A 17,936-nucleotide genomic window follows, 5' to 3' on the forward strand; every position below is an offset into this window, starting at 1 on the left:
GGCCGACTATGGCTGTTGTAACCATGAAGCAGCTGCTGGACAGCGGCACCCACTTCGGGCACCAGACCCGTCGCTGGAATCCCAAGATGAAGCGGTTCATCTTCACCGACCGCAACGGCATCTACATCATCGATCTGCAGCAGACGCAGACCTACATCGACAAGGCGTACGAGTTCGTCAAGGAGACTGTCGCCCACGGTGGCAGCGTGCTGTTCGTCGGCACCAAAAAGCAGGCGCAGGAATCCATCGCCGACGAGGCGACCCGCGTCGGCATGCCGTACGTGAACCAGCGCTGGCTGGGCGGCATGCTCACCAACTTCTCCACCGTGCACAAGCGGCTGCAGCGCCTCAAGGAGCTGGAAGCCATGGAGCAGACCGGTGGCTTCGAGGGCCGCACCAAGAAGGAGATCCTGGGTCTTACCCGGGAGAAGAACAAGCTCGAGCGCAGCCTCGGCGGTATCCGCGACATGCAGAAGGTGCCATCGGCCGTCTGGGTCGTCGACACCAATAAGGAGCACATCGCCGTCGGTGAGGCGCGCAAGTTGAATATCCCGGTCATCGCGATCCTCGACACCAATTGCGACCCCGACCTCGTCGACTATCCGATCCCGGGCAACGACGATGCGATCCGCTCCGCCGCGCTGCTCACCAAGGTGATCGCCGCCGCGGTCGCCGAGGGGCTGCAGGCCCGCGCCGGGCTGGGCGGCGACGGTGAAAAGCCGGAGGCCGAGGGTGCCGAGCCGCTGGCCGAATGGGAGCAGGAGCTGCTGGCCAGCGCTACTGCGACCGCCAGCCCGACAGCCGAAGGCGCCGATCCCGGCACCCCCGAGGCCGACATCCAAACCGAACCGAAGCCCCCAACGAACCCATAGCGAAAGGCTGACATGGCGAACTACACCGCTGCCGACGTCAAGCGACTGCGGGAGCTGACCGGCGCCGGCATGCTCGACTGCAAGAACGCGCTCGCCGAAACCGACGGCGACTTCGACAAGGCGGTCGAGGTGCTGCGCATCAAGGGCGCCAAGGACGTCGGCAAGCGCGCCGAGCGGGCGACGGCCGAGGGACTGGTCGCAGCCGCCGACGGCGCGCTGATCGAGCTGAACTCCGAAACCGACTTCGTCGCGAAGAACGCGGAATTCCAGGCGCTCGCCGATCAGATCGTCGCGGCCGCGGTCGCGAGCAAGGCCAACGACGTCGACACTCTCAAATCCGCCAAGGCCGGTAACAAGACAGTCGAGCAGACGATCGCGGACCTGTCGGCCAAGATCGGCGAGAAGCTCGAACTGCGCCGCGTCGCATTCTTCGACGGCACGGTCGAGACCTACCTGCACAAGCGGTCGGCCGACCTGCCTCCGGGGGTTGGCGTGCTGGTCGAGTACGGTCCGGGTCCGGACCCGGACACAAGCACTGCCGCCGCGCATGCGGTTGCGCTGCAGATCGCCGCGCTGAAGGCCAAGTACCTGACGCGTGACGACGTGCCCGAGGACATCGTCGCCAACGAGCGGCGCATCGCCGAAGAGACCGCCCGCAACGAGGGCAAGCCCGAGCAGGCGCTGCCGAAGATCATCGAGGGCCGTCTCACTGGTTTCTTCAAGGACGTCGTGCTGCTCGATCAGCCGTCGGTATCCGACAGCAAGAAGACGGTCAAGGCCCTGCTCGACGACGCCGGCGTCGCCGTCACCCGGTTCGCCCGGTTCGAGGTCGGTCAGGCCTAAACAGCGCCGGTACGAATTGGTACCGTCACTGCATGACCAGGACACACGCCTTCGGCGACGACGCCCTAGGCGATCTTGATGCCGTTGGCCTTGTCGATGCGCTGCGGACAGGCAAGGTATCGGCGCTCGAACTGGTCGAGGCGGCCATTGCCCGCACCGAGGCCGTCAACCCGACGCTGAACGGTCTGGCGTATGAGGCGTTCGACCGCGCGCGCCGGCGTGTCCAGGCCCGGCGCCCGTACGGCGGCTTCTTCGACGGCGTCCCGACGTACATCAAGGACAACGTCGCCGTCGCAGGCTGGCCGACCATGCACGGGACCGACGCGTGGGATCCGCGCCCGATGCCCGCCGACGGCGAGTTCGCCCGGGTGTACCTGGCCACCGGCCTGGTGCCACTGGGCAAGTCGCAGATGTCGGAGTTCGGCTTCAGCGGATCGGCGGAACATCCGCGGATCGGGCCCGTCCGCAACCCGTGGAACCCGGACCACACCGCCGGTGCGTCCTCCTCCGGTTCGGCCGCCTTCGTGGCGGCCGGTGCGGTGCCGATCGCGCATGCCAACGACGGCGGTGGCTCGATCCGGATTCCGGCGGCGTGCAACGGTCTGGTCGGCCTGAAACCGACGCGGGGACGGCTGCCGCTCGACAAAGAAACCGCACAGATGCCGCTTCACATCGTCGCCAATGGAGTTCTGACGCGCTCCGTGCGTGACACTGCGGTGTTCCTGCGCGAGGCCGAGCGGGTCTACCGCAACCCGAAGCTGCCTCCCATCGGCGATGTCACCCACGCGGGTAAGCAGCGATTGCGCATCGCCGTGTGCACCAAATCTGTTTCACTAGAAGCCAGTCCGGAAATGCGCGAGTTGACACTCAAGTCGGCGGCGCTGTTGGAGGAACTCGGGCACAAGGTCACGGAGATCGACAATCCGGTGCAGCCCCGGTTCAAGGACGACTTCCTGCTCTACTGGCAGTTCCTCGCGTTCGCGATTGTGCGCGGCGGGCGTCGAGCATTCGGGCCGAGCTTCGATCGCACCAAGCTGGACAACCTGACGCTGGGCCTGGACCGAAGAGCCGCGCGTAATCTCCACAGGGTTCCGCTGGCCATAGCGCGGCTGTCGGCCTCGCGCCGGATCACCGCCCGACTTTCGGCCACCTACGATGCGGTGCTGATGCCCACGCTGGCCGATGACACACCCCGCATCGGACATCTCGATCCGACAGCGCCATACGAACAGGTCATGGATCGGCTGCTCGACTGGGTGGCATTCACGCCGCTGCAGAACGCCACCGGCGACCCGGCGATCTCGCTACCGTTGGCCCAGTCCGCTGCCGGTCTGCCGGTCGGCATGATGTTCTCGACAGTCAGGGGACAGGAGGCGCGGCTGCTGGAACTGGCCTACGAACTCGAAGAGGCGCGGGCCTGGCCGCTGATCAACGCATGACCCGCGACTACGCGTTCGACCAGGGCTTCGGTCAGGAGCGTGCGCGGCTGTCGGGCATGGAGGCTCTGTGGGATCCCGGCAGCCAGGCCTTGCTGGACGAACTCGGCATCGGTCCCGGCTGGAAATGCCTGGAGGTCGGCGCCGGTGGTGGCTCGTTGGTCGAGTGGATGGCCGGCCGCGGCGCCCGCGTGACCGCGATCGACATCGATATTCGTTTCATCGAGCAGTTCGCCTCCGAGTCGATCGAGGTGCGCAGGGTGGACGTGCGAGCCGACGAGCTTCCGCAGGCCCAATTCGACCTGGTCCACGCCCGGCTGGTGCTCGAGCACCTGACCGACCGTCGCGAGATCCTCGATCGCCTGGCAGCAGCACTGCGCCCCGGCGGATGGATCGTCATCGAAGACTATGCCTGGACCGGCTTCGGCTTTGAGGGCGAGGATCCTGTTCTCGACAACGTGGCCCAGGCGATATTCGGATACATGGAGCAGGCCGGGTTCGACCGCGATTACGGCCGCCGTGTTGTCGCCGACATCGAGGATGCCGGGTTCACCGATGTCCGCGGCGAGGGCCGCGCCCGCGTGATCAGCTCCAGCGACCCGGGGTTCGACTTCTTCCGGCTGACCTTCGAGAGCATGCGAGGCACACTCGTCGACTCGGGTGCCCTGTCGCGGGAGGACGCCGACGCCGCCTCCGCCCGGTTCGGCGAGAACATACGGGTGTTCACCCCGCTGATGGTGGCCGGCATCGGCCGCCGCGCTGGCTAGTTGGCAACCGCGCCGAGGGCGACGCCGGGGATCTCGTAGCGTCCACCGGCCTGGAAACCGGCGAGACCCTCGTCAAGACGCAGTCTCAGCGCGGCGCGCTGATCGTCGTCAAGCGCGCGAATGGCCATCGCGAATGGGCCGGCGGTGTCGGTCGCGAAGCTCTCGTACTCGGCAATATCGCCGACGATGAATCGGACCGGCACCTCCTCGATGTCTATTTCGCTGAACCCTGCGCTCGTGAGCATCTCGCGTGTGCGCTCCTCGCTTGCCATGCTGAAGGGGCTCGGCGCGTCCGGGTCGGGCGGTGGAAGGTGGCCTTGCTCCATCAGGATTCCGGCGGCAACCCCGCCCCACGGGTTGCGTTCCGGCGGACCCCATACCGCCAGCACCAGACGCCCCCCGGAGCGCAGCACTCGACGGGTCTCGGTGAGCGCCCTGCGCGGATCTGCCATCAGCATGTATCCGAATCGGCACAGCACGCCGTCGACCGAGTCGTCTGCCAGCTCGATCTGTTCGGCGTCGATGACCCGGTATTCGACGTTCGTCAGTCCCAGCTCGTCCCCGCGACGCCGGGCGACCTCCAACATCGCTGGCGAGAAATCGGACGAGATCAACCGGCCGCCGGCACCACCGACGAGTTTTGCCGCCTCGAACCCGGTGTCGCCGACGCCGGCCGACAGCTCCAGAATGGTGTCGCCCGAGCGCGGCGCAAGCGTGCCGATCAACCATCTGCGCACCGGTGCCGTCGACTCATCGATGTGGGCGCGCCAGCGTTCCCAACCCGGCGCCATCGCCCCCCAGGTCTCGAAACTCGAGCGGCGAAAATCCTCTAGGTCCATCTTTGCCATGCTAATTCGGGTCGGTGCCGAGGGCTACCAGGCTCCGCTTGAACTCCCGCCGCTGCTTTTCGGTCAGGTTTGCCATCAACCGCCGCTCGGCCGCGCGCACACCGGAATCGGTGCGCTTCAACAGCTCCAAGCCTTCCCGCGTCAGCTGAGCCGGTAGCGATCGGCCCGAGGACACGCTGGCCGGACGCGTCACGAGCCCGCGGTTCTCCAGTGCGCGCAGCACCATGTTCATCGCCTGCGGCGAGACGTTCATATCGCGGGCCAGTTCGGCGTTGGACCGCCCGGGGTACTTCGACAGCACCCGCATGCACAGGTATTGGGGGAACGCCAAATTCAAGGGATCGAGCACGGTCGCGGTCACCTCGTTGCGCAGCGCGATGTGGACTCGATGCAGCAGATAGCCCAGTGGCTGATCCTCGAGGAACTCGCTCATATCAAGCATATTGACACATATCAAGCAGATTGATATACACGAATCATGACCAGCCCACAAGACGTGTTCGAGAATCCACAAGAACTGTTCGAAAACGCATACCGGGGCGAGGTCCCCGAGATGGGCGCCAAGCCGCCGTGGAGCATCGGCGAACCGCAGCCGGAGCTCGCCGCGCTGATCGAGCAGGGCAAGTTCCACGGTGATGTGCTCGATGTGGGCTGCGGTGAGGCGGCGATCTCGCTTTGCCTCGCCGAACAAGGTTTCACCACGGTTGGGCTGGATCTGTCGCCGACCGCCATCGACTTGGCCCGCAGGGAGGCCGAAAAGCGTGGCCTGACCAATGCCACCTTCGAGGTCGCCGACATCAGCGCCTTCACTGGTTACGACGGTCGCTTCTCCACCATCGTCGACTCGACGCTGTTCCACTCGATCCCGGTGCAGGCCCGCGAGGGTTACCAGCAGTCCATCGTGCGCGCCGCCGCACCCGGGGCGTCGTATTTCGTGCTGGTGTTCGACAAGGCGGGCATGCCCGACGGTCCCGCCAACCCCGTCACGGCCGATGAGCTGCGGGACATCGTGTCGAGGTACTGGGTGATCGACGCGATCAGGCCCGCGCGCATCCATGGCGTATTGCCTGAGGGCTTCGAGAACTTCTTCCCGGTGACTGACGTTAGGGACGAGCCCAAGGGCCGCAAGTCGGTGCCAGCCTTTCTGCTGACCGCGCACCTGCCCTAGATGGCGAGCTAATCCGCCACCCACCCACCCCGTAGCGGCTGTGCAGCCGCGATGAGGCAGGATTAGGGGTGCCGTCCTGGGAAGGTGCCCGGATGGCGCTCTCATGCGAGGACCCCAAGGAGACCGATGGCCGAGGCGGAGCCGACCGGCACCAATGGTGCCGAGGCATCGGTTACTCCGATCCGGCCGATGTACTCGCGCGTGCTGCTCAAACTGGGCGGCGAGATGTTCGGCGGCGGGGAAGTGGGCCTCGACCCCGATGTGGTTTCACTGGTGGCCCGGCAGATCGCCGAGGTCGTCCGCGGCGGTGTGCAGGTCGCGGTGGTGATCGGCGGCGGCAATTATTTCCGCGGCGCCCAACTGCAGCAGCGCGGCATGGAGCGGACCCGCTCGGATTACATGGGCATGCTCGGTACCGTGATGAACAGCCTTGCGCTGCAAGACTTCCTGGAAAGGGAAGGCATTGCAACGCGGGTGCAGACAGCGATCACCATGGGTCAGGTCGCCGAACCGTACATCCCGCTGCGCGCGCGGCGGCACCTGGACAAGGGCCGGGTGGTGATCTTCGGTGCCGGCATGGGCCTGCCGTACTTCTCCACCGATACCACCGCGGCGCAGCGTGCCCTGGAGATCGGCGCCGAGGTGGTGCTGATGGCCAAGGCGGTCGACGGCGTGTTCACCGCAGACCCGCGATCCAACCCCGACGCACAGCTGCTCAGCGCGATCACCCACCGCGAGGTCATCGACCGCGGGCTGGCGGTGGCCGACGCCACCGCATTCAGCCTGTGCATGGACAACGGCATGCCCATCCTGGTGTTCAACCTTCTCATCGACGGCAATATCGCGCGGGCGGTCGCAGGTGAGAAGATCGGAACACTGGTCACCACCACCTGACGGAGGAGGACGCCGTGATCGACGAAACTCTCTTCGACGCCGAAGAGAAGATGGAGAAGGCGGTGTCGGTTGCGCGTGACGATTTGTCGTCCATCCGGACCGGCCGCGCCAACCCCGGCATGTTCTCCCGCATCTCGATCGACTACTACGGGGCTACGACGCCGATCACCCAGCTCTCCAGCATCAACGTGCCGGAGGCCAGGCTGGTCGTCATCAAGCCGTACGAGCAGTCGCAGCTGAAGCCCATCGAGGATGCGATCCGCAACTCCGACCTGGGCGTCAACCCCACCGACGACGGCAACGTCATCCGCGTCGCGATCCCGCAGTTGACCGAGGAACGCCGTCGCGAGCTGGTCAAGCAGGCCAAGGCGAAGGGCGAGGACGCGCGGGTGTCGGTGCGCAACATCCGTCGCAAGGCGATGGAGGAACTGCACCGGATCAAGAAAGACGGCGAGGCCGGCGAGGACGAAGTCAAACACGCCGAGAAGGACCTCGAGAAGACCACCCACACCTACACCCACCAGATAGACGAACTGGTCAAGCACAAAGAAGGCGAGCTGCTGGAGGTCTAGTGGCCGAACAGCAGGCGAGTCCCGTGGCAGGCACCCCCGTCGAAGAGCCGCCCAAGAAGGCGTTGCGCGCCGGGCGCAACCTGCCCGCAGCCATCGCGGTCGGCGTCGCACTCGGCGCGATGGCGATCGTCATCCTGCTCTTAGCGCCCAAGGGATGGCTGGCCGTGCTTGCGGTGGCGATGCCGATCGCCACTCACGAGGTCGTTCGCCGGCTGCGAGAGGCCGGCTACGCCGTCCCGGTTATTCCGCTGCTGATCGGCGGCCAGGCCATGATCTGGCTGACCTGGCCCTACGGCCCCGCCGGCCTGTTGGGGGCCTACGCGGGGACCATTGTCGTATCCATGGTCTGGCGTCTGGTCGGGCGAGGCCTTCGCCAGCAGCCGGCGAACTATCTGCGCGACATCTCGGCCACGGTGCTGCTCGCGACATGGGTGCCGCTGTTCGCCAGCTTCAGTGCGCTGCTGATTTTCCAGGACCATGGCGGCAGCCGCGTGTTCGCCGTGATCGTGACCGTCGTTTTCGCCGACATCGGCGGATACGTCGCCGGGGTGTTGTTCGGCAAGCATCTGATGGTGCCGGCGATCAGCCCGAAGAAATCGTGGGAGGGGCTGGGCGGCTCGCTGCTCTTCGGCATCGCGGCAGCCGTGTTGTCGGTGACATTCCTGCTGGACAAGCCGTGGTGGGTCGGCGTGCCGCTGGGCCTGCTGTTGGTGATCACCGGCGTGCTCGGCGACCTGGTCGAGTCGCAGATCAAGCGCGATCTCGGGATCAAGGACATGGGCAAGTTGCTACCCGGTCACGGCGGCCTGATGGACCGCATCGACGCGATGCTGCCCTCGGCTGTAGCCGGCTGGATCGTGCTGACGCTGCTGGCGTGACGGCCGGAACACCATGCCACCATCTCTGCCCCTGGTTTTCGATGCCCCGCGACGCGCCATGCCGCCGCGGCATCTCGCCGACCTCGACGAGGCCGGTCGGGCCGCCGCCGTTGCGGAGCTGGGACTGCCCGCATTTCGCGGTAAGCAGCTGGCCAACCAGTACTACGGCCGGTTGCTCGCCGACCCGCGCCAGATGACCGATTTGCCCGCGACGGTGCGCGATCAGGTGGCCGATGCGATGTTCCCGCGGTTACTCGACGCCGTCCGGGAGATCGAGTGTGACGCCGGCGAGACCCGAAAGATGTTGTGGCGCGCGGTCGACGGTACGACGTTCGAGTCGGTGCTAATGCGCTACCCGCAGCGCAACACCGTCTGCATTTCGTCGCAGGCGGGCTGCGGGATGGCGTGCCCGTTCTGCGCGACCGGGCAGGGCGGGCTGACGCGCAACCTGTCCGCCGCCGAGATCCTCGAGCAGGTGCGCGCGGCAGCCGCCGAGCTGCGCGATCGCGACCACGGCCGGCTGTCCAACGTGGTGTTCATGGGTATGGGGGAGCCGCTGGCCAACTACAACCGGGTGATCGGGGCGGTCCGTCGCATCATTGCGGCGCCGCCGAACGGCTTCGGGATATCGGCGCGCTCGGTCACGGTGTCGACGGTGGGGCTGGCCCCGGCGATCCGCAAGCTGGCCGACGAACGGCTCGGCGTCACGCTGGCGTTGTCACTGCACGCGCCCGACGACGAACTCCGCGACACGCTGGTTCCGGTCAACAGCCGGTGGAAGCTGTCCGAAGCCCTTGCCGCGGCTAGCTACTACGCCGATGCGACCGGCCGCCGGGTGTCGATCGAGTACGCGTTGATCCGCGACATCAATGATCAGCCGTGGCGCGCCGACCTGCTCGGCAAGCGCCTACACGGCGCGCTCGGGCCGCTCGCGCATGTCAACGTCATCCCGCTGAACCCGACACCGGGCAGCGAGTGGGACGCCAGTCCCAAGGCGGCCGAACGCGAGTTCGTCAGGCGGGTCCGCGAGCGTGGCGTGTCATGCACCGTCCGGGACACCCGCGGCCGCGAAATCGCCGCTGCCTGTGGTCAATTGGCCGCCGAGGGGTGATCACCTGCGGTGAAGGCGCGAGAGATGCAGTCGAAATTGCCCGCCTAGCGAGCGACAACGCGCGAGAGAGCCGACCTACAGTCGCATACCCCTGAAGAACAGTGGTTTCACACCGGCCCGAAGTGCGAGCACGCGCTCGTGAATGCGGTATTCCGTTGCGCGCGGTACAAAGCCGGGGGCGTACACGCCACGCGCAAGTCGGCGCACCCTGCCGCGTCGCCTCTCCCAGCGCAGCGCGTCTGACACCTGCTTTGACGCACGTCCACAGACGTCAAAGCCCTGCCACCTGATCGCTTGGATCAGTTCCTCGACGGTCGTCGGACCGTGCTGCAAGAGGTACATCGTGAGAACGTAACGGAGCTCTATTCCCTCAAGCCGGTATGGGGTCGTCATTGCCGCACGATGGCACGGCCGGGTGACAGGTCTGGAGTTGTCGCTCGCTAAGCGGGCAAAAACAGAGGTGTACTTCTGAAGCGACGCGCGCGGGTTACTTGATTCCCACCGCGTGGCGCAGCTGTGCCAGGAACTGGTCGTCGTCGTCGCTGCGCACGATGTAGTGCGACACCGCAACCCGAATGGCCGTCGCGGCCTTGACTTCGCCGTTGGGTCCCGACAGCAGCTTTTGGAGGCGCGCACGCATGACGGGAATGATGGTGGATAGCTGAGCGATGACGACCTCGGGCTCGATGTCGACCAGTCGCACGCCCGAGTAGGAGTGCTGATATTCCACGATGAATCTCAGGGCGGCGTCGAGCTTTTCCGTTCCGCGCAACCCGGCGGTGGCCCGGCCAATGCCGGTGTCGAACATCTCTAGCTCGTAGACCCCGAACGCGTCGAGCAGTTCGCTCTTGGAGGCGAACCAGCGGTACAGCGTCGGACGGGATACCCCGGCCTGCAGGGCGACCTCGGACAGGCTGAGCTTGGTCTGCCCGCTGCGGCCGAGCGCTTCGGCGGTGGCGACGAGGATCCGGTGTCGCGTCGAGGTGTCGTCGACGACGCCGGATGCGTCCCGCTGGGCGCGTAGTGGTTCGTTCACTTCCCCGACCTCATTGAAGTAGTCCACATGATGGTAGATGCTCGATTACAGGGACTTCTCAAGCAGTTCGATCGTGTCGAGGTCTTCGAGCGCGGCCACGCCCCGTTTCAGGCCTTCCAGCGCGATGTTCTCGGCCTGCATGCCACCCAATCCGGCGGTGATCAGCGCCGCGACGTAGGCGTACAACGCCCCCTTCCGGTAGCGGTCCCACAACTCGTCGCGATCGAGTTCCGGACCCCCCGCGGCCGCCAGGGCCTGTCGATAGTCGTCGAGCAGCTCGCGCTGGTGTGTCTGGCGGTCGGCGGTGGTCATGCCGGTGACCAGGGTGTAGGCGAGCTCCCGGCAGGGATGGCCGCGCCGCACGACCTGCCAGTCCAGGAGTCCCGCTTCGCCGTTGCGGAAGTAGACGTTTCCGGGATGGGAGTCGCCGTGTATGACGGTGTGTGGCGGTGCGTCCATCAGCCCCGCGACGGCGCGGTAGTTGTCGATGATGAAGCGGCCCTTGTCAATCGGTATATCGGAGCGGTCGGCGAGCCGGCGGGCGGACGTCTTCAGGAGGGGCACGGTGAGCAGCGCGGCACTGTCGCCCGAGGCGGTGTACAGCCAGTTGGGTACGCGTTGCCAGAACGTTCCATGCAGGCGCGCCAGGAGCTCGACGATCAGAGTCGCCTGGTCCGTGTTGAGCGGATGAAGCGTGTCGGGGAACTCGCAGGGCTCGGCCGCGAGATCCTCCAGCACTAGCACGAAGCGGCCGGTCAGCGAATCGAAGGCCGTGCCGTATGCCTTGGGGACGCCGGTCAGCTGCTGAGACAACGTTGCGTAGAAGCGTGTTTCATTCTCGGCCAGACGGGTCAGTTCTCCGAACAGGCGGGTTGCGACGGTTTGTGCGGGCATCTTGACGAACACCGAGTCCGGGACATTCTCACCGGTGAGTGCCAGCCGCGCTCGCGATGATGTTCCCGCGTCACCGCCGATCACCGACACCGATGCCACTCTGCGCCCGATCAGCCGTGACAGGAACGCGGCGTCCAGTTCCGCGATCGCGCGGGGAAGTGATCGGACGCGGCCAACAATTGCGTCGGTGGCGATACGTTGTACACCGCGGACCAGATGCGACCCCAGGCCGACGATCGGCGCAACTCGATTCACCTCGTTAGTTTACAAATTAACGGGGATTTGTAAATCCATTCGGAGGGACGACGATGGCCGGACCGGTAGAGGGCATCAAGGTCGTCGAACTCGGAGTGTGGGTCGCGGGGCCGGCCGCCGGCGGAATACTTGCCGACTGGGGAGCCGACGTCATCAAGATCGAGCCGCCGACCGGCGATCCGGCGCGCCTGTTCGGCCGGATGCTTGGCATCGAGGGAGGAGTCAGCCCGCCGTTCGAGATGGACAACCGCGGCAAGCGCAGCATCGCGCTCGACCTGACGACCGACGATGGTCGCTCGACGGCGCTCGAGTTGCTCAGCGGCGCAGATGTTTTCCTGACCAACATCCGTCCCGGTGGCCTCAAGCACATCGGCTTGGACTTCGAAACGGTGGCGGCGTTGAATCCTCTTCTGGTGTACGGCTTGATCACCGGGTACGGCGAGACGGGACCCGACGCCGACCGCGCGGCCTTCGACGTCGCCGCGTTCTGGGCGCGGGCGGGGCTGGCGCACCTGCTGACTCGCCCGGGCGAATCACCGCCGTTCCAACGGGGCGGCATGGGCGATCACACCGCCGGCATGACCCTGGCTGCGGCCGTTTGTGCCGCCCTGGTCGCCCGAGCACGCACCGGAACCGGTCAGCTGGTCACCACCTCGCTGTACCGGCAGGGCGCCTACACCGTCAGTTTCGACCTCAACACGTTCTTGCTGACCGGCCATGACATTGCGATCGGACAACGGGAGTCGATGGGCAACCCGTGCATGAACAACTATGTCGCCGGCGACGGACGGCGGTTCTGGATCGTCGGTCTGCAGGGCGAGCGTCACTGGCCGGCATTGTGTCGTGTGGTCGGGCGATCGGACTGGCTGACCGATTCTCGGTTCGCGTTCGGGCGAGACCGGGCCCGCAACGCCGTCGAACTCATCGCCGAGCTGGACGAGATATTCGCGACCAAGCCGCTCGACGAGTGGGCGAAACTCTTTGCGAGCGAACCGGATTTCTTCTGGTCGCCCATCAACTCGATCGAGGATGTGGTGGCCGACGAGCAGTTCCACGCCGCGGGGGGCGTCGTCTACGTACCGGACGTAGAATCCAGCCTGCCGATGGTCGCCACACCTGCGGACTTTCACGGCACCCCGTGGGCCCCGCGCTCGGCGGCGCCCGGACTCGGTGAACACACCGACGAAATCCTCACCGAACTACGTCGCGGAAGGTAGTTCGATTGATGCATGGTGCTTCACCCGCGCCGCGTGCCGCAGCTGCGCCAGGAATTCGTCGTCGTCATCGCTGCGCACCAGGTAGTGCGACACCGCCACCCGAACGGCCGTCGCCACCGCCAACGCTGCGTCCGGTCCCTGGGCAAGGCGTTCGAGTCGTTCGCGCATCAGCGGAATGACCCGCGACAGCCGCCTGATGACCTGGGCCGGCTCGATGTCGATCATCCGCAGCCCCGGGTACGACTGTTGGTACTCGACGATGACCCGCAACGCCGCGTCGAGCCTCTCGTTTGCCGGCAGGCCGGCGGTCGCCTCTGTAACGGCGCGTTCGTAGAACTGTCGCTCCCAGACCGCGAAGGCGTCGAGCAGTTCCCTCTTCGATGCGAACCATCGGTACAGGGTGGGCCGCGACACTCTGGCCTGTAGTGCGACCTCCGAAAGGCTGAGCTTCGTCATGCCATTGCGGCCGAGCACCTCGGCGGTGGCGGCGAGAATGCGCTGACGAGTCGAGGCATCGATGTCGGCTGAGGCGGGTGCATCCTGCATCGACATAGCTTTACAAATTTGCGGCGAAATGTCACTCTGAACGCGAGACAGCAGGAAGGCGCATGGGTGGACTTCTCCCGCGTAGAACTGTCCGATGACGACCGGGCGTTCCAAGACGAGCTACGGGCGTTCCTGAAATCCATCGTGACCGACGACGTCATCCGCCGCGACCGGGAGACCGGTGAGAATTTCGACGAGGACGTGCACCTGGCGCTGGGTGAAGCCGGCTATCTGGCCGCCGATTTCAAGGACGAAGCCGATGGCGGTTTCAGTAGGGTGCGCCGACGCATCTGGAACCTCGAAATCGGTCGGGCGCACACCCCGTGGTTCCACTGGGGGACCACGGCAATGGTCGCGCGGGCGGTCGAGCAGTTCGGCTCGCCCGAGCTCAGGGACGAGGTCCTGCAGTGCACGCTTTCCGGAGAGTACCGGCTCTGCTTGGGCTATACCGAACCCGAAGGCGGCTCAGATGTAGCGACCTGCAAGACGCGCGCCGTGCGTGACGACGACGGCTGGATCATCAACGGTTCCAAGATGTTCACGTCCAACGCGCAGAACGCCGCCTACGTCTTCCTGATCACCAATACCGATCCCGATGCGCCCAAGCACCAGAGCCTGACGATGTTTCTCGTCCCACTGGATACGCCGGGTGTCGAAATCCAGCCGATCCGCACCGTGGATGGCGACCGCACCAACATCACCTACTACAGCGACGTACGCATCGACGACAAGTACCGCATTGGTGACGTCAACGGCGGCTGGACCGTGCTGCGCGAGGCGCTCAACGATGAGCATGGCACCGTCGAGCGGGAGTCCGACGGCTTGCAGAAGATCGCCGCCATGACCGAGCATGTGGTGCTGTTAGCCGAAGCGGTCGACAAGATCGCGGCGATCGCCGGTAACGACGAATCGGTGAAATACCGACTGGGCCGCAGTATTGCCCGCATGGAAGCAGCGATAAGCACACCGGACATGTTCGGCCGCGTTGCGATCGCGCAAACCATGCGCGATCTCAGCCCGGATCTAATGGACATTTTGGGAACTGCATCGAGTCTGCCGGGTGAGGCGGACGGTGCTGTCGGCGACGGCGGGGCCGAATACATGTTTCGATTGGCGTTACCGACCGGCATCTACGGCGGCACCCTCGACGTCTTCCGCAACATGATCGCCCAGCACGCGCTCGGGCTCGGCCGTCCGAACTACTCACCACCCGCGACAAGAACGTCCTAGGGAGTCCGATGTTCTTCACCATCACTCATCCGATGCACAGCCACCCGTACAATCGGGAGCTGGTCACCGGGGCGGGTATTGCGACGGTCGCGGCCGCAGCCGAAGCGGCCGGATTCCACGGGTTCGGATTCACCGACCATCCCGCCCCCTCGCAGCGGTGGCTGGAGTCGGGTGGGCATGACGCGCTGGACCCGTTCGTGGCAATGGGTTTCGCCGCGGCCCGCACAACGACAGTGCGGTTGATCCCCAACATCGTGGTGCTGCCGTACCGCAACCCATTCGTGGTGGCCAAATCCGGCGCAACGCTGGACATGCTCTCCGACGGTCGGTTCACGCTGGCCGTCGGTGTCGGCTACCTGAAGCGGGAGTTCACCGCGCTCGGGGTCGACTTCGACGAGCGCGCCGCGCTGTTCGAGGAAGCGCTCGAGGTGATTCGCGCCATCTGGACCACCGACGATCTGTCGTTCGAGGGTCGGCACTTCACCGCGAAGGGCATCACCGCGCATCCGCGGCCGGTGAGCCGGCCGCATCCGCCGATCTGGATCGGTGGCAACACCGCGGCGGCCCGGCAACGGGTCGTCGAACACGGCGATGGCTGGTGCCCTTTTCCCGCGCCGGCCGTTCTTGCCCAAACTGCCCGCACCGCGCCCATGGACTCGCTCGAGAGTCTCGCCGAAGGCATCGCCGACCTGCGCCGCCGAGTCGACGCCGCGGACCGGGACTGGTCAGGGATTGACATCACCTTCACCAACATCGGCGGCGGCAATCCCGGCGATGACGACTTCAATGCCGACGCCTACCTGTCCGGGGTGGAAAAGCTTGCGGCGGTGGGGGTTACCTGGCTTCAGGTTGGCGTGCCGGGCGACAGCGTGGCGCACGCGGTCGAAACCATCGAGCGCTTCGGTGCGTCGGTCATCGGTGCCGCCTGAGCGTCATCGATACGCGGTGACTCGCTGGACACAGTCCATTCGTCGGGGCGCCGGTGAGCGGATTGACCAAGCCGGACAGCGGCATCGAACTGACGAACGGATCGGGGCTGTCCACCAGCGTCGCGATGCCGAACCGGCCGGGCAAGCCTGGGATTCTTGTACGACGATGGTGACATCATCGCGGCAAGGTGCACGATCGCGCGCGGTTGATGCTGGGCGACGAGCTCGCGCACCGCGGCTGAGCAGGATCTCGGTGCAGCGCTTGCCGACCTGGCCGAATGCGCCGGTGACGAGGACGTTCTCCACAGCCACGTCAACGCACCACCCGGCGGGCAGCCTTCATAAGCACTTTCCGTATCCGGTCCGAGATGTACACCGAGACAAAGGCGTTGAAGACATCTTCCCGCAGCCGGGTCAGCTTTGAACTCTTGATCCGCCACTGGCCATCGATCTTCTCGTAGGTCTCGCGGTAGTGGCCGTATCCGCGTAGGTTCACGCCGAGTCCGAACCGGACCACGTCCTCGAGGCCCCACACACCGCTAGCGGTCGTCGCCGACGTCAACTCGATCTCCGGCGCATGCACCTGGTGCACGGTGGCTTGATTCCTGAGACTCTTGCGGGTGAAGGCGACGAACTCGTCGGCGCCCTCGATCATCATGCCGCCGGCCTCCGCGGTGTCGCTGAGGAAGTCGTCGGTGAAGAGACCTCGCCAGGCTTGCCAGTCCTTGGTGTCCAGGAACCGGCAATAGCGGGCCTTCAACTGCTTGATCGCCTCGATCTCCAGCATGGCAGCGGCGTCATCCATTTGCAGAGCGTGACACTTTTGGGAGAAATTGTAAAGCTCAGAACGCGCCCTCCGGCACCCGCATGATGTCATCGTCCACGGACTCGATGATGCCCCGCAACGCGGTGAGGTTCGGCAGCACGTTGGCCGCGAAGAATGCGGCGGTCGCGATCTTGCCTTGGTAGAAGGCCTCGTCAGCCGGCTTGGCGGCGAGGGCGGCGTGTGCGACATCGGCCTGCACGAGCAGCCGCCACCCGATGAGCAGGTCCCCTACCGCGAGCAGGAATCGCACGGAAGCCAGCCCGACTTTGTAGATCAGCGACGGCTGCTCGGGTGCGGACATGAGGTAACCCGTCAGGGTGGCCATCATCGCCTGGACGTCCTCGAGTGCCGTGCGAAGTTGGCCTGCCTGCTTTTTCAACGTTGGGTCGCAGCTGTCGATGGTCTGGCTGACTTGCGATGCCACGTGCGCCAGCGCCTCGCCGCGGTCGCGGGTGGTCTTGCGGAAGAAGAAGTCCTGCGCCAGGATGGCGGTGGTGCCCTCGTAGAGCGAGTCGATCTTGGCGTCGCGGATGTACTGCTCGATCGGGTAATCCTGCAGGAACCCGGAGCCGCCGAAGGTCTGCAGCGACTCGGTGAGGATTTCGTAGGCCCGTTCCGAGCCCACACCCTTGACGACCGGCAGCAGCAGATCGTCGACACGGTGCGCCATCTCCGGGCTCGCACCCGAAACCTGCTGTGCGACATCATCATTCTGATGCGCGGCGGCATACAGGTAGAGCGCTCGCAGCCCTTCGGCGTAGGCCTTCTGCGTCATCAGGCTGCGCCGCACGTCGGGGTGGTGAATGATCGTGACCCGCGGTGCGGTCTTGTCGGTCATCTGGGTCAGATCGGCACCCTGCACCCGCTCCTTGGCGAACGCAAGTGCGTTCAGGTACCCCGTGGACAGCGTCCCGGCCGCCTTGACGCCGATCGTCATGCGGGCGTTCTCGATCACGTTGAACATCTGCGCAATGCCGTTGTGTATGTCGCCAACGAGATAGCCGACCGCGGGCACCCCGTGAGCACCGAAGGTCAACTCGCACGTGGGCGAGGACTTCAAGCCCATCTTGTGCTCCAGCCCCGTCGCGAAAACACCGTTGCGCGGACCGAGTTCGAGCGTGTCGGGGTCGAACAGGTACTGCGGGACGTAGAACAGGCTCAACCCCTTGGTGCCCGGCCCGGCGGCCTCGGGCCGAGCCAGCACCAGATGGAAGATGTTCTCGGCGGTATCGCCGACATCGCCACCGGAGATGAACCGCTTGACGCCCTCGATGTGCCAGGTGCCGTCCGGTTGGGCGACCGCCTTGGCTCGGCCGGCTCCGACATCGGAGCCGGCGTCGGGCTCGGTCAGCACCATGGTGGCCGCCCAGCCGCGCTCCAAAGCCTTCGCGGCCCACTGCCGCTGTTGCTCGGTGCCCTCAACGGCGAGGGAGTGCGCCATGGCCGGACCCAGGGCCCAGAAGAAACCCGCCGAGGGGTTCGCGCATAGCAGCATCTCGTTGATCGCCCATGTCAGCGCCGCCGGTGCGGCGACGCCGCCGACCTCCTCGGCGAGGCCGACGCGCCACCACTCGGCGTCCTTGACAGCCTGCACCGTCTTGGCCAACTCGGCGG

At 65.8% G+C, this 17,936-nt stretch carries 20 protein-coding genes; 12 read left to right on the forward strand and 8 right to left on the reverse strand.

Annotated features, from left to right (window positions below):
* Positions 1-8: 8 nt before the first annotated feature.
* The 4 genes from rpsB to ACRDU5_RS05950 are packed head-to-tail and all read left to right on the forward strand — an operon-like array spanning position 9 to position 3,918.
* Positions 9-872 (forward strand): 30S ribosomal protein S2, encoded by an 864-nt coding sequence (rpsB, locus tag ACRDU5_RS05935; protein ID WP_526613559.1) that lies wholly within the window; start codon positions 9-11, stop codon positions 870-872.
* A gap of 12 nt (positions 873-884) precedes the next feature.
* Positions 885-1,715, forward strand: a complete 831-nt coding sequence (gene tsf, locus ACRDU5_RS05940; protein ID WP_526613560.1) for a translation elongation factor Ts — start codon at positions 885-887, stop codon at positions 1,713-1,715.
* 32 nt (positions 1,716-1,747) lie between these two features.
* Positions 1,748-3,154 (forward strand): amidase, encoded by a 1,407-nt coding sequence (locus ACRDU5_RS05945; protein ID WP_526613561.1) that lies wholly within the window; start codon positions 1,748-1,750, stop codon positions 3,152-3,154.
* Positions 3,151-3,918: a class I SAM-dependent methyltransferase gene (locus ACRDU5_RS05950; RefSeq protein ID WP_526613562.1), complete on the forward strand. Its 768-nt coding sequence runs from the start codon at positions 3,151-3,153 to the stop codon at positions 3,916-3,918. The genes ACRDU5_RS05945 and ACRDU5_RS05950 overlap by 4 nt, the downstream gene beginning before the upstream one ends.
* On the opposite strand, the gene ACRDU5_RS05955 is transcribed toward ACRDU5_RS05950, so the two are convergent.
* On the reverse strand, positions 3,915-4,757 hold the full coding sequence (locus ACRDU5_RS05955; RefSeq protein ID WP_526613563.1) for a methyltransferase domain-containing protein: 843 nt from the start codon (positions 4,755-4,757) through the stop codon (positions 3,915-3,917). The genes ACRDU5_RS05950 and ACRDU5_RS05955 overlap by 4 nt on opposite strands.
* Before the next feature lie 10 nt (positions 4,758-4,767).
* Positions 4,768-5,208, reverse strand: coding sequence for a MarR family winged helix-turn-helix transcriptional regulator (locus tag ACRDU5_RS05960; protein WP_526613564.1), 441 nt, complete (start codon positions 5,206-5,208; stop codon positions 4,768-4,770).
* 36 nt (positions 5,209-5,244) lie between these two features.
* Here ACRDU5_RS05960 and ACRDU5_RS05965 point away from each other — a divergent pair, with 36 nt between their 5' ends.
* From ACRDU5_RS05965 to rlmN, 5 genes are all read left to right on the forward strand, one after another.
* Positions 5,245-5,934 carry a class I SAM-dependent methyltransferase gene (locus tag ACRDU5_RS05965; protein WP_526613565.1) on the forward strand — a complete coding sequence of 230 codons (690 nt, stop codon included), beginning with the start codon at positions 5,245-5,247 and terminating at the stop codon, positions 5,932-5,934.
* Between the two features lie 126 nt (positions 5,935-6,060).
* Positions 6,061-6,828 (forward strand): UMP kinase, encoded by a 768-nt coding sequence (gene pyrH / locus ACRDU5_RS05970; RefSeq protein ID WP_526613566.1) that lies wholly within the window; start codon positions 6,061-6,063, stop codon positions 6,826-6,828.
* A gap of 14 nt (positions 6,829-6,842) precedes the next feature.
* Positions 6,843-7,400: a ribosome recycling factor gene (frr, locus tag ACRDU5_RS05975; RefSeq protein ID WP_526613567.1), complete on the forward strand. Its 558-nt coding sequence runs from the start codon at positions 6,843-6,845 to the stop codon at positions 7,398-7,400.
* Positions 7,400-8,278: a phosphatidate cytidylyltransferase gene (locus tag ACRDU5_RS05980; protein ID WP_526613568.1), complete on the forward strand. Its 879-nt coding sequence runs from the start codon at positions 7,400-7,402 to the stop codon at positions 8,276-8,278. Before frr ends, ACRDU5_RS05980 begins: the two co-directional genes overlap by 1 nt.
* Before the next feature lie 13 nt (positions 8,279-8,291).
* Positions 8,292-9,389, forward strand: coding sequence for a dual-specificity RNA methyltransferase RlmN (gene rlmN, locus ACRDU5_RS05985; protein ID WP_526613569.1), 1,098 nt, complete (start codon positions 8,292-8,294; stop codon positions 9,387-9,389).
* Between the two features lie 75 nt (positions 9,390-9,464).
* On the opposite strand, the gene ACRDU5_RS05990 is transcribed toward rlmN, so the two are convergent.
* The 3 genes from ACRDU5_RS05990 to ACRDU5_RS06000 form a co-directional block, all read right to left on the reverse strand.
* On the reverse strand, positions 9,465-9,782 hold the full coding sequence (locus tag ACRDU5_RS05990) for a hypothetical protein (RefSeq protein ID WP_526613570.1): 318 nt from the start codon (positions 9,780-9,782) through the stop codon (positions 9,465-9,467).
* 94 nt (positions 9,783-9,876) lie between these two features.
* On the reverse strand, positions 9,877-10,425 hold the full coding sequence (locus ACRDU5_RS05995; protein WP_526613571.1) for a TetR/AcrR family transcriptional regulator: 549 nt from the start codon (positions 10,423-10,425) through the stop codon (positions 9,877-9,879).
* Between the two features lie 45 nt (positions 10,426-10,470).
* Positions 10,471-11,574: a phosphotransferase gene (locus tag ACRDU5_RS06000; RefSeq protein WP_526613572.1), complete on the reverse strand. Its 1,104-nt coding sequence runs from the start codon at positions 11,572-11,574 to the stop codon at positions 10,471-10,473.
* A 53-nt stretch (positions 11,575-11,627) separates the two neighbouring features.
* Here ACRDU5_RS06000 and ACRDU5_RS06005 point away from each other — a divergent pair, with 53 nt between their 5' ends.
* Positions 11,628-12,791: a CaiB/BaiF CoA transferase family protein gene (locus ACRDU5_RS06005; RefSeq protein WP_526613573.1), complete on the forward strand. Its 1,164-nt coding sequence runs from the start codon at positions 11,628-11,630 to the stop codon at positions 12,789-12,791.
* Here ACRDU5_RS06005 and ACRDU5_RS06010 read toward each other — a convergent pair.
* Positions 12,774-13,337: a TetR/AcrR family transcriptional regulator gene (locus ACRDU5_RS06010; RefSeq protein WP_526613574.1), complete on the reverse strand. Its 564-nt coding sequence runs from the start codon at positions 13,335-13,337 to the stop codon at positions 12,774-12,776. The two genes, ACRDU5_RS06005 and ACRDU5_RS06010, sit on opposite strands and share 18 nt — an antisense overlap.
* 66 nt (positions 13,338-13,403) lie before the next feature.
* On the opposite strand from ACRDU5_RS06010, the gene ACRDU5_RS06015 reads away from it, so the two are divergent.
* Both ACRDU5_RS06015 and ACRDU5_RS06020 read left to right on the forward strand, forming a co-directional pair.
* On the forward strand, positions 13,404-14,567 hold the full coding sequence (locus tag ACRDU5_RS06015) for an acyl-CoA dehydrogenase family protein (protein WP_526613575.1): 1,164 nt from the start codon (positions 13,404-13,406) through the stop codon (positions 14,565-14,567).
* Between the two features lie 8 nt (positions 14,568-14,575).
* Positions 14,576-15,496, forward strand: a complete 921-nt coding sequence (locus ACRDU5_RS06020) for an LLM class F420-dependent oxidoreductase (protein ID WP_526613576.1) — start codon at positions 14,576-14,578, stop codon at positions 15,494-15,496.
* Between the two features lie 313 nt (positions 15,497-15,809).
* Here ACRDU5_RS06020 and ACRDU5_RS06025 read toward each other — a convergent pair whose 3' ends face one another.
* Positions 15,810-16,301 (reverse strand): nuclear transport factor 2 family protein, encoded by a 492-nt coding sequence (locus ACRDU5_RS06025; protein WP_526613577.1) that lies wholly within the window; start codon positions 16,299-16,301, stop codon positions 15,810-15,812.
* A 37-nt stretch (positions 16,302-16,338) separates the two neighbouring features.
* Positions 16,339-17,936, reverse strand: a 1,598-nt coding sequence (locus tag ACRDU5_RS06030; protein ID WP_526613578.1) for an acyl-CoA dehydrogenase C-terminal domain-containing protein, incomplete at its 5' end; no start/stop codon positions are given.

Origin of the sequence: Mycobacterium sp. (genome assembly GCF_050701515.1) — a bacterium.
Classification (GTDB): domain Bacteria; phylum Actinomycetota; class Actinomycetes; order Mycobacteriales; family Mycobacteriaceae; genus Mycobacterium.

Coding starts and splice junctions, on each gene's coding strand:
- ACRDU5_RS05955 (WP_526613563.1), bottom strand. CDS start 4,757: ATGGACCTAGAGGATTTTCGCCGCTCGAGTTTCGAGACCTGGGGGGCG.
- ACRDU5_RS06010 (WP_526613574.1), bottom strand. CDS start 13,337: ATGCAGGATGCACCCGCCTCAGCCGACATCGATGCCTCGACTCGTCAG.
- ACRDU5_RS05950 (WP_526613562.1), top strand. CDS start 3,151: ATGACCCGCGACTACGCGTTCGACCAGGGCTTCGGTCAGGAGCGTGCG.
- ACRDU5_RS05990 (WP_526613570.1), bottom strand. CDS start 9,782: ATGACGACCCCATACCGGCTTGAGGGAATAGAGCTCCGTTACGTTCTC.
- ACRDU5_RS05945 (WP_526613561.1), top strand. CDS start 1,748: ATGACCAGGACACACGCCTTCGGCGACGACGCCCTAGGCGATCTTGAT.
- ACRDU5_RS05960 (WP_526613564.1), bottom strand. CDS start 5,208: ATGCTTGATATGAGCGAGTTCCTCGAGGATCAGCCACTGGGCTATCTG.
- rlmN (WP_526613569.1), top strand. CDS start 8,292: ATGCCACCATCTCTGCCCCTGGTTTTCGATGCCCCGCGACGCGCCATG.
- tsf (WP_526613560.1), top strand. CDS start 885: ATGGCGAACTACACCGCTGCCGACGTCAAGCGACTGCGGGAGCTGACC.
- ACRDU5_RS06025 (WP_526613577.1), bottom strand. CDS start 16,301: ATGGATGACGCCGCTGCCATGCTGGAGATCGAGGCGATCAAGCAGTTG.
- ACRDU5_RS06020 (WP_526613576.1), top strand. CDS start 14,576: ATGTTCTTCACCATCACTCATCCGATGCACAGCCACCCGTACAATCGG.
- rpsB (WP_526613559.1), top strand. CDS start 9: ATGGCTGTTGTAACCATGAAGCAGCTGCTGGACAGCGGCACCCACTTC.
- pyrH (WP_526613566.1), top strand. CDS start 6,061: ATGGCCGAGGCGGAGCCGACCGGCACCAATGGTGCCGAGGCATCGGTT.
- ACRDU5_RS06005 (WP_526613573.1), top strand. CDS start 11,628: ATGGCCGGACCGGTAGAGGGCATCAAGGTCGTCGAACTCGGAGTGTGG.
- ACRDU5_RS05965 (WP_526613565.1), top strand. CDS start 5,245: ATGACCAGCCCACAAGACGTGTTCGAGAATCCACAAGAACTGTTCGAA.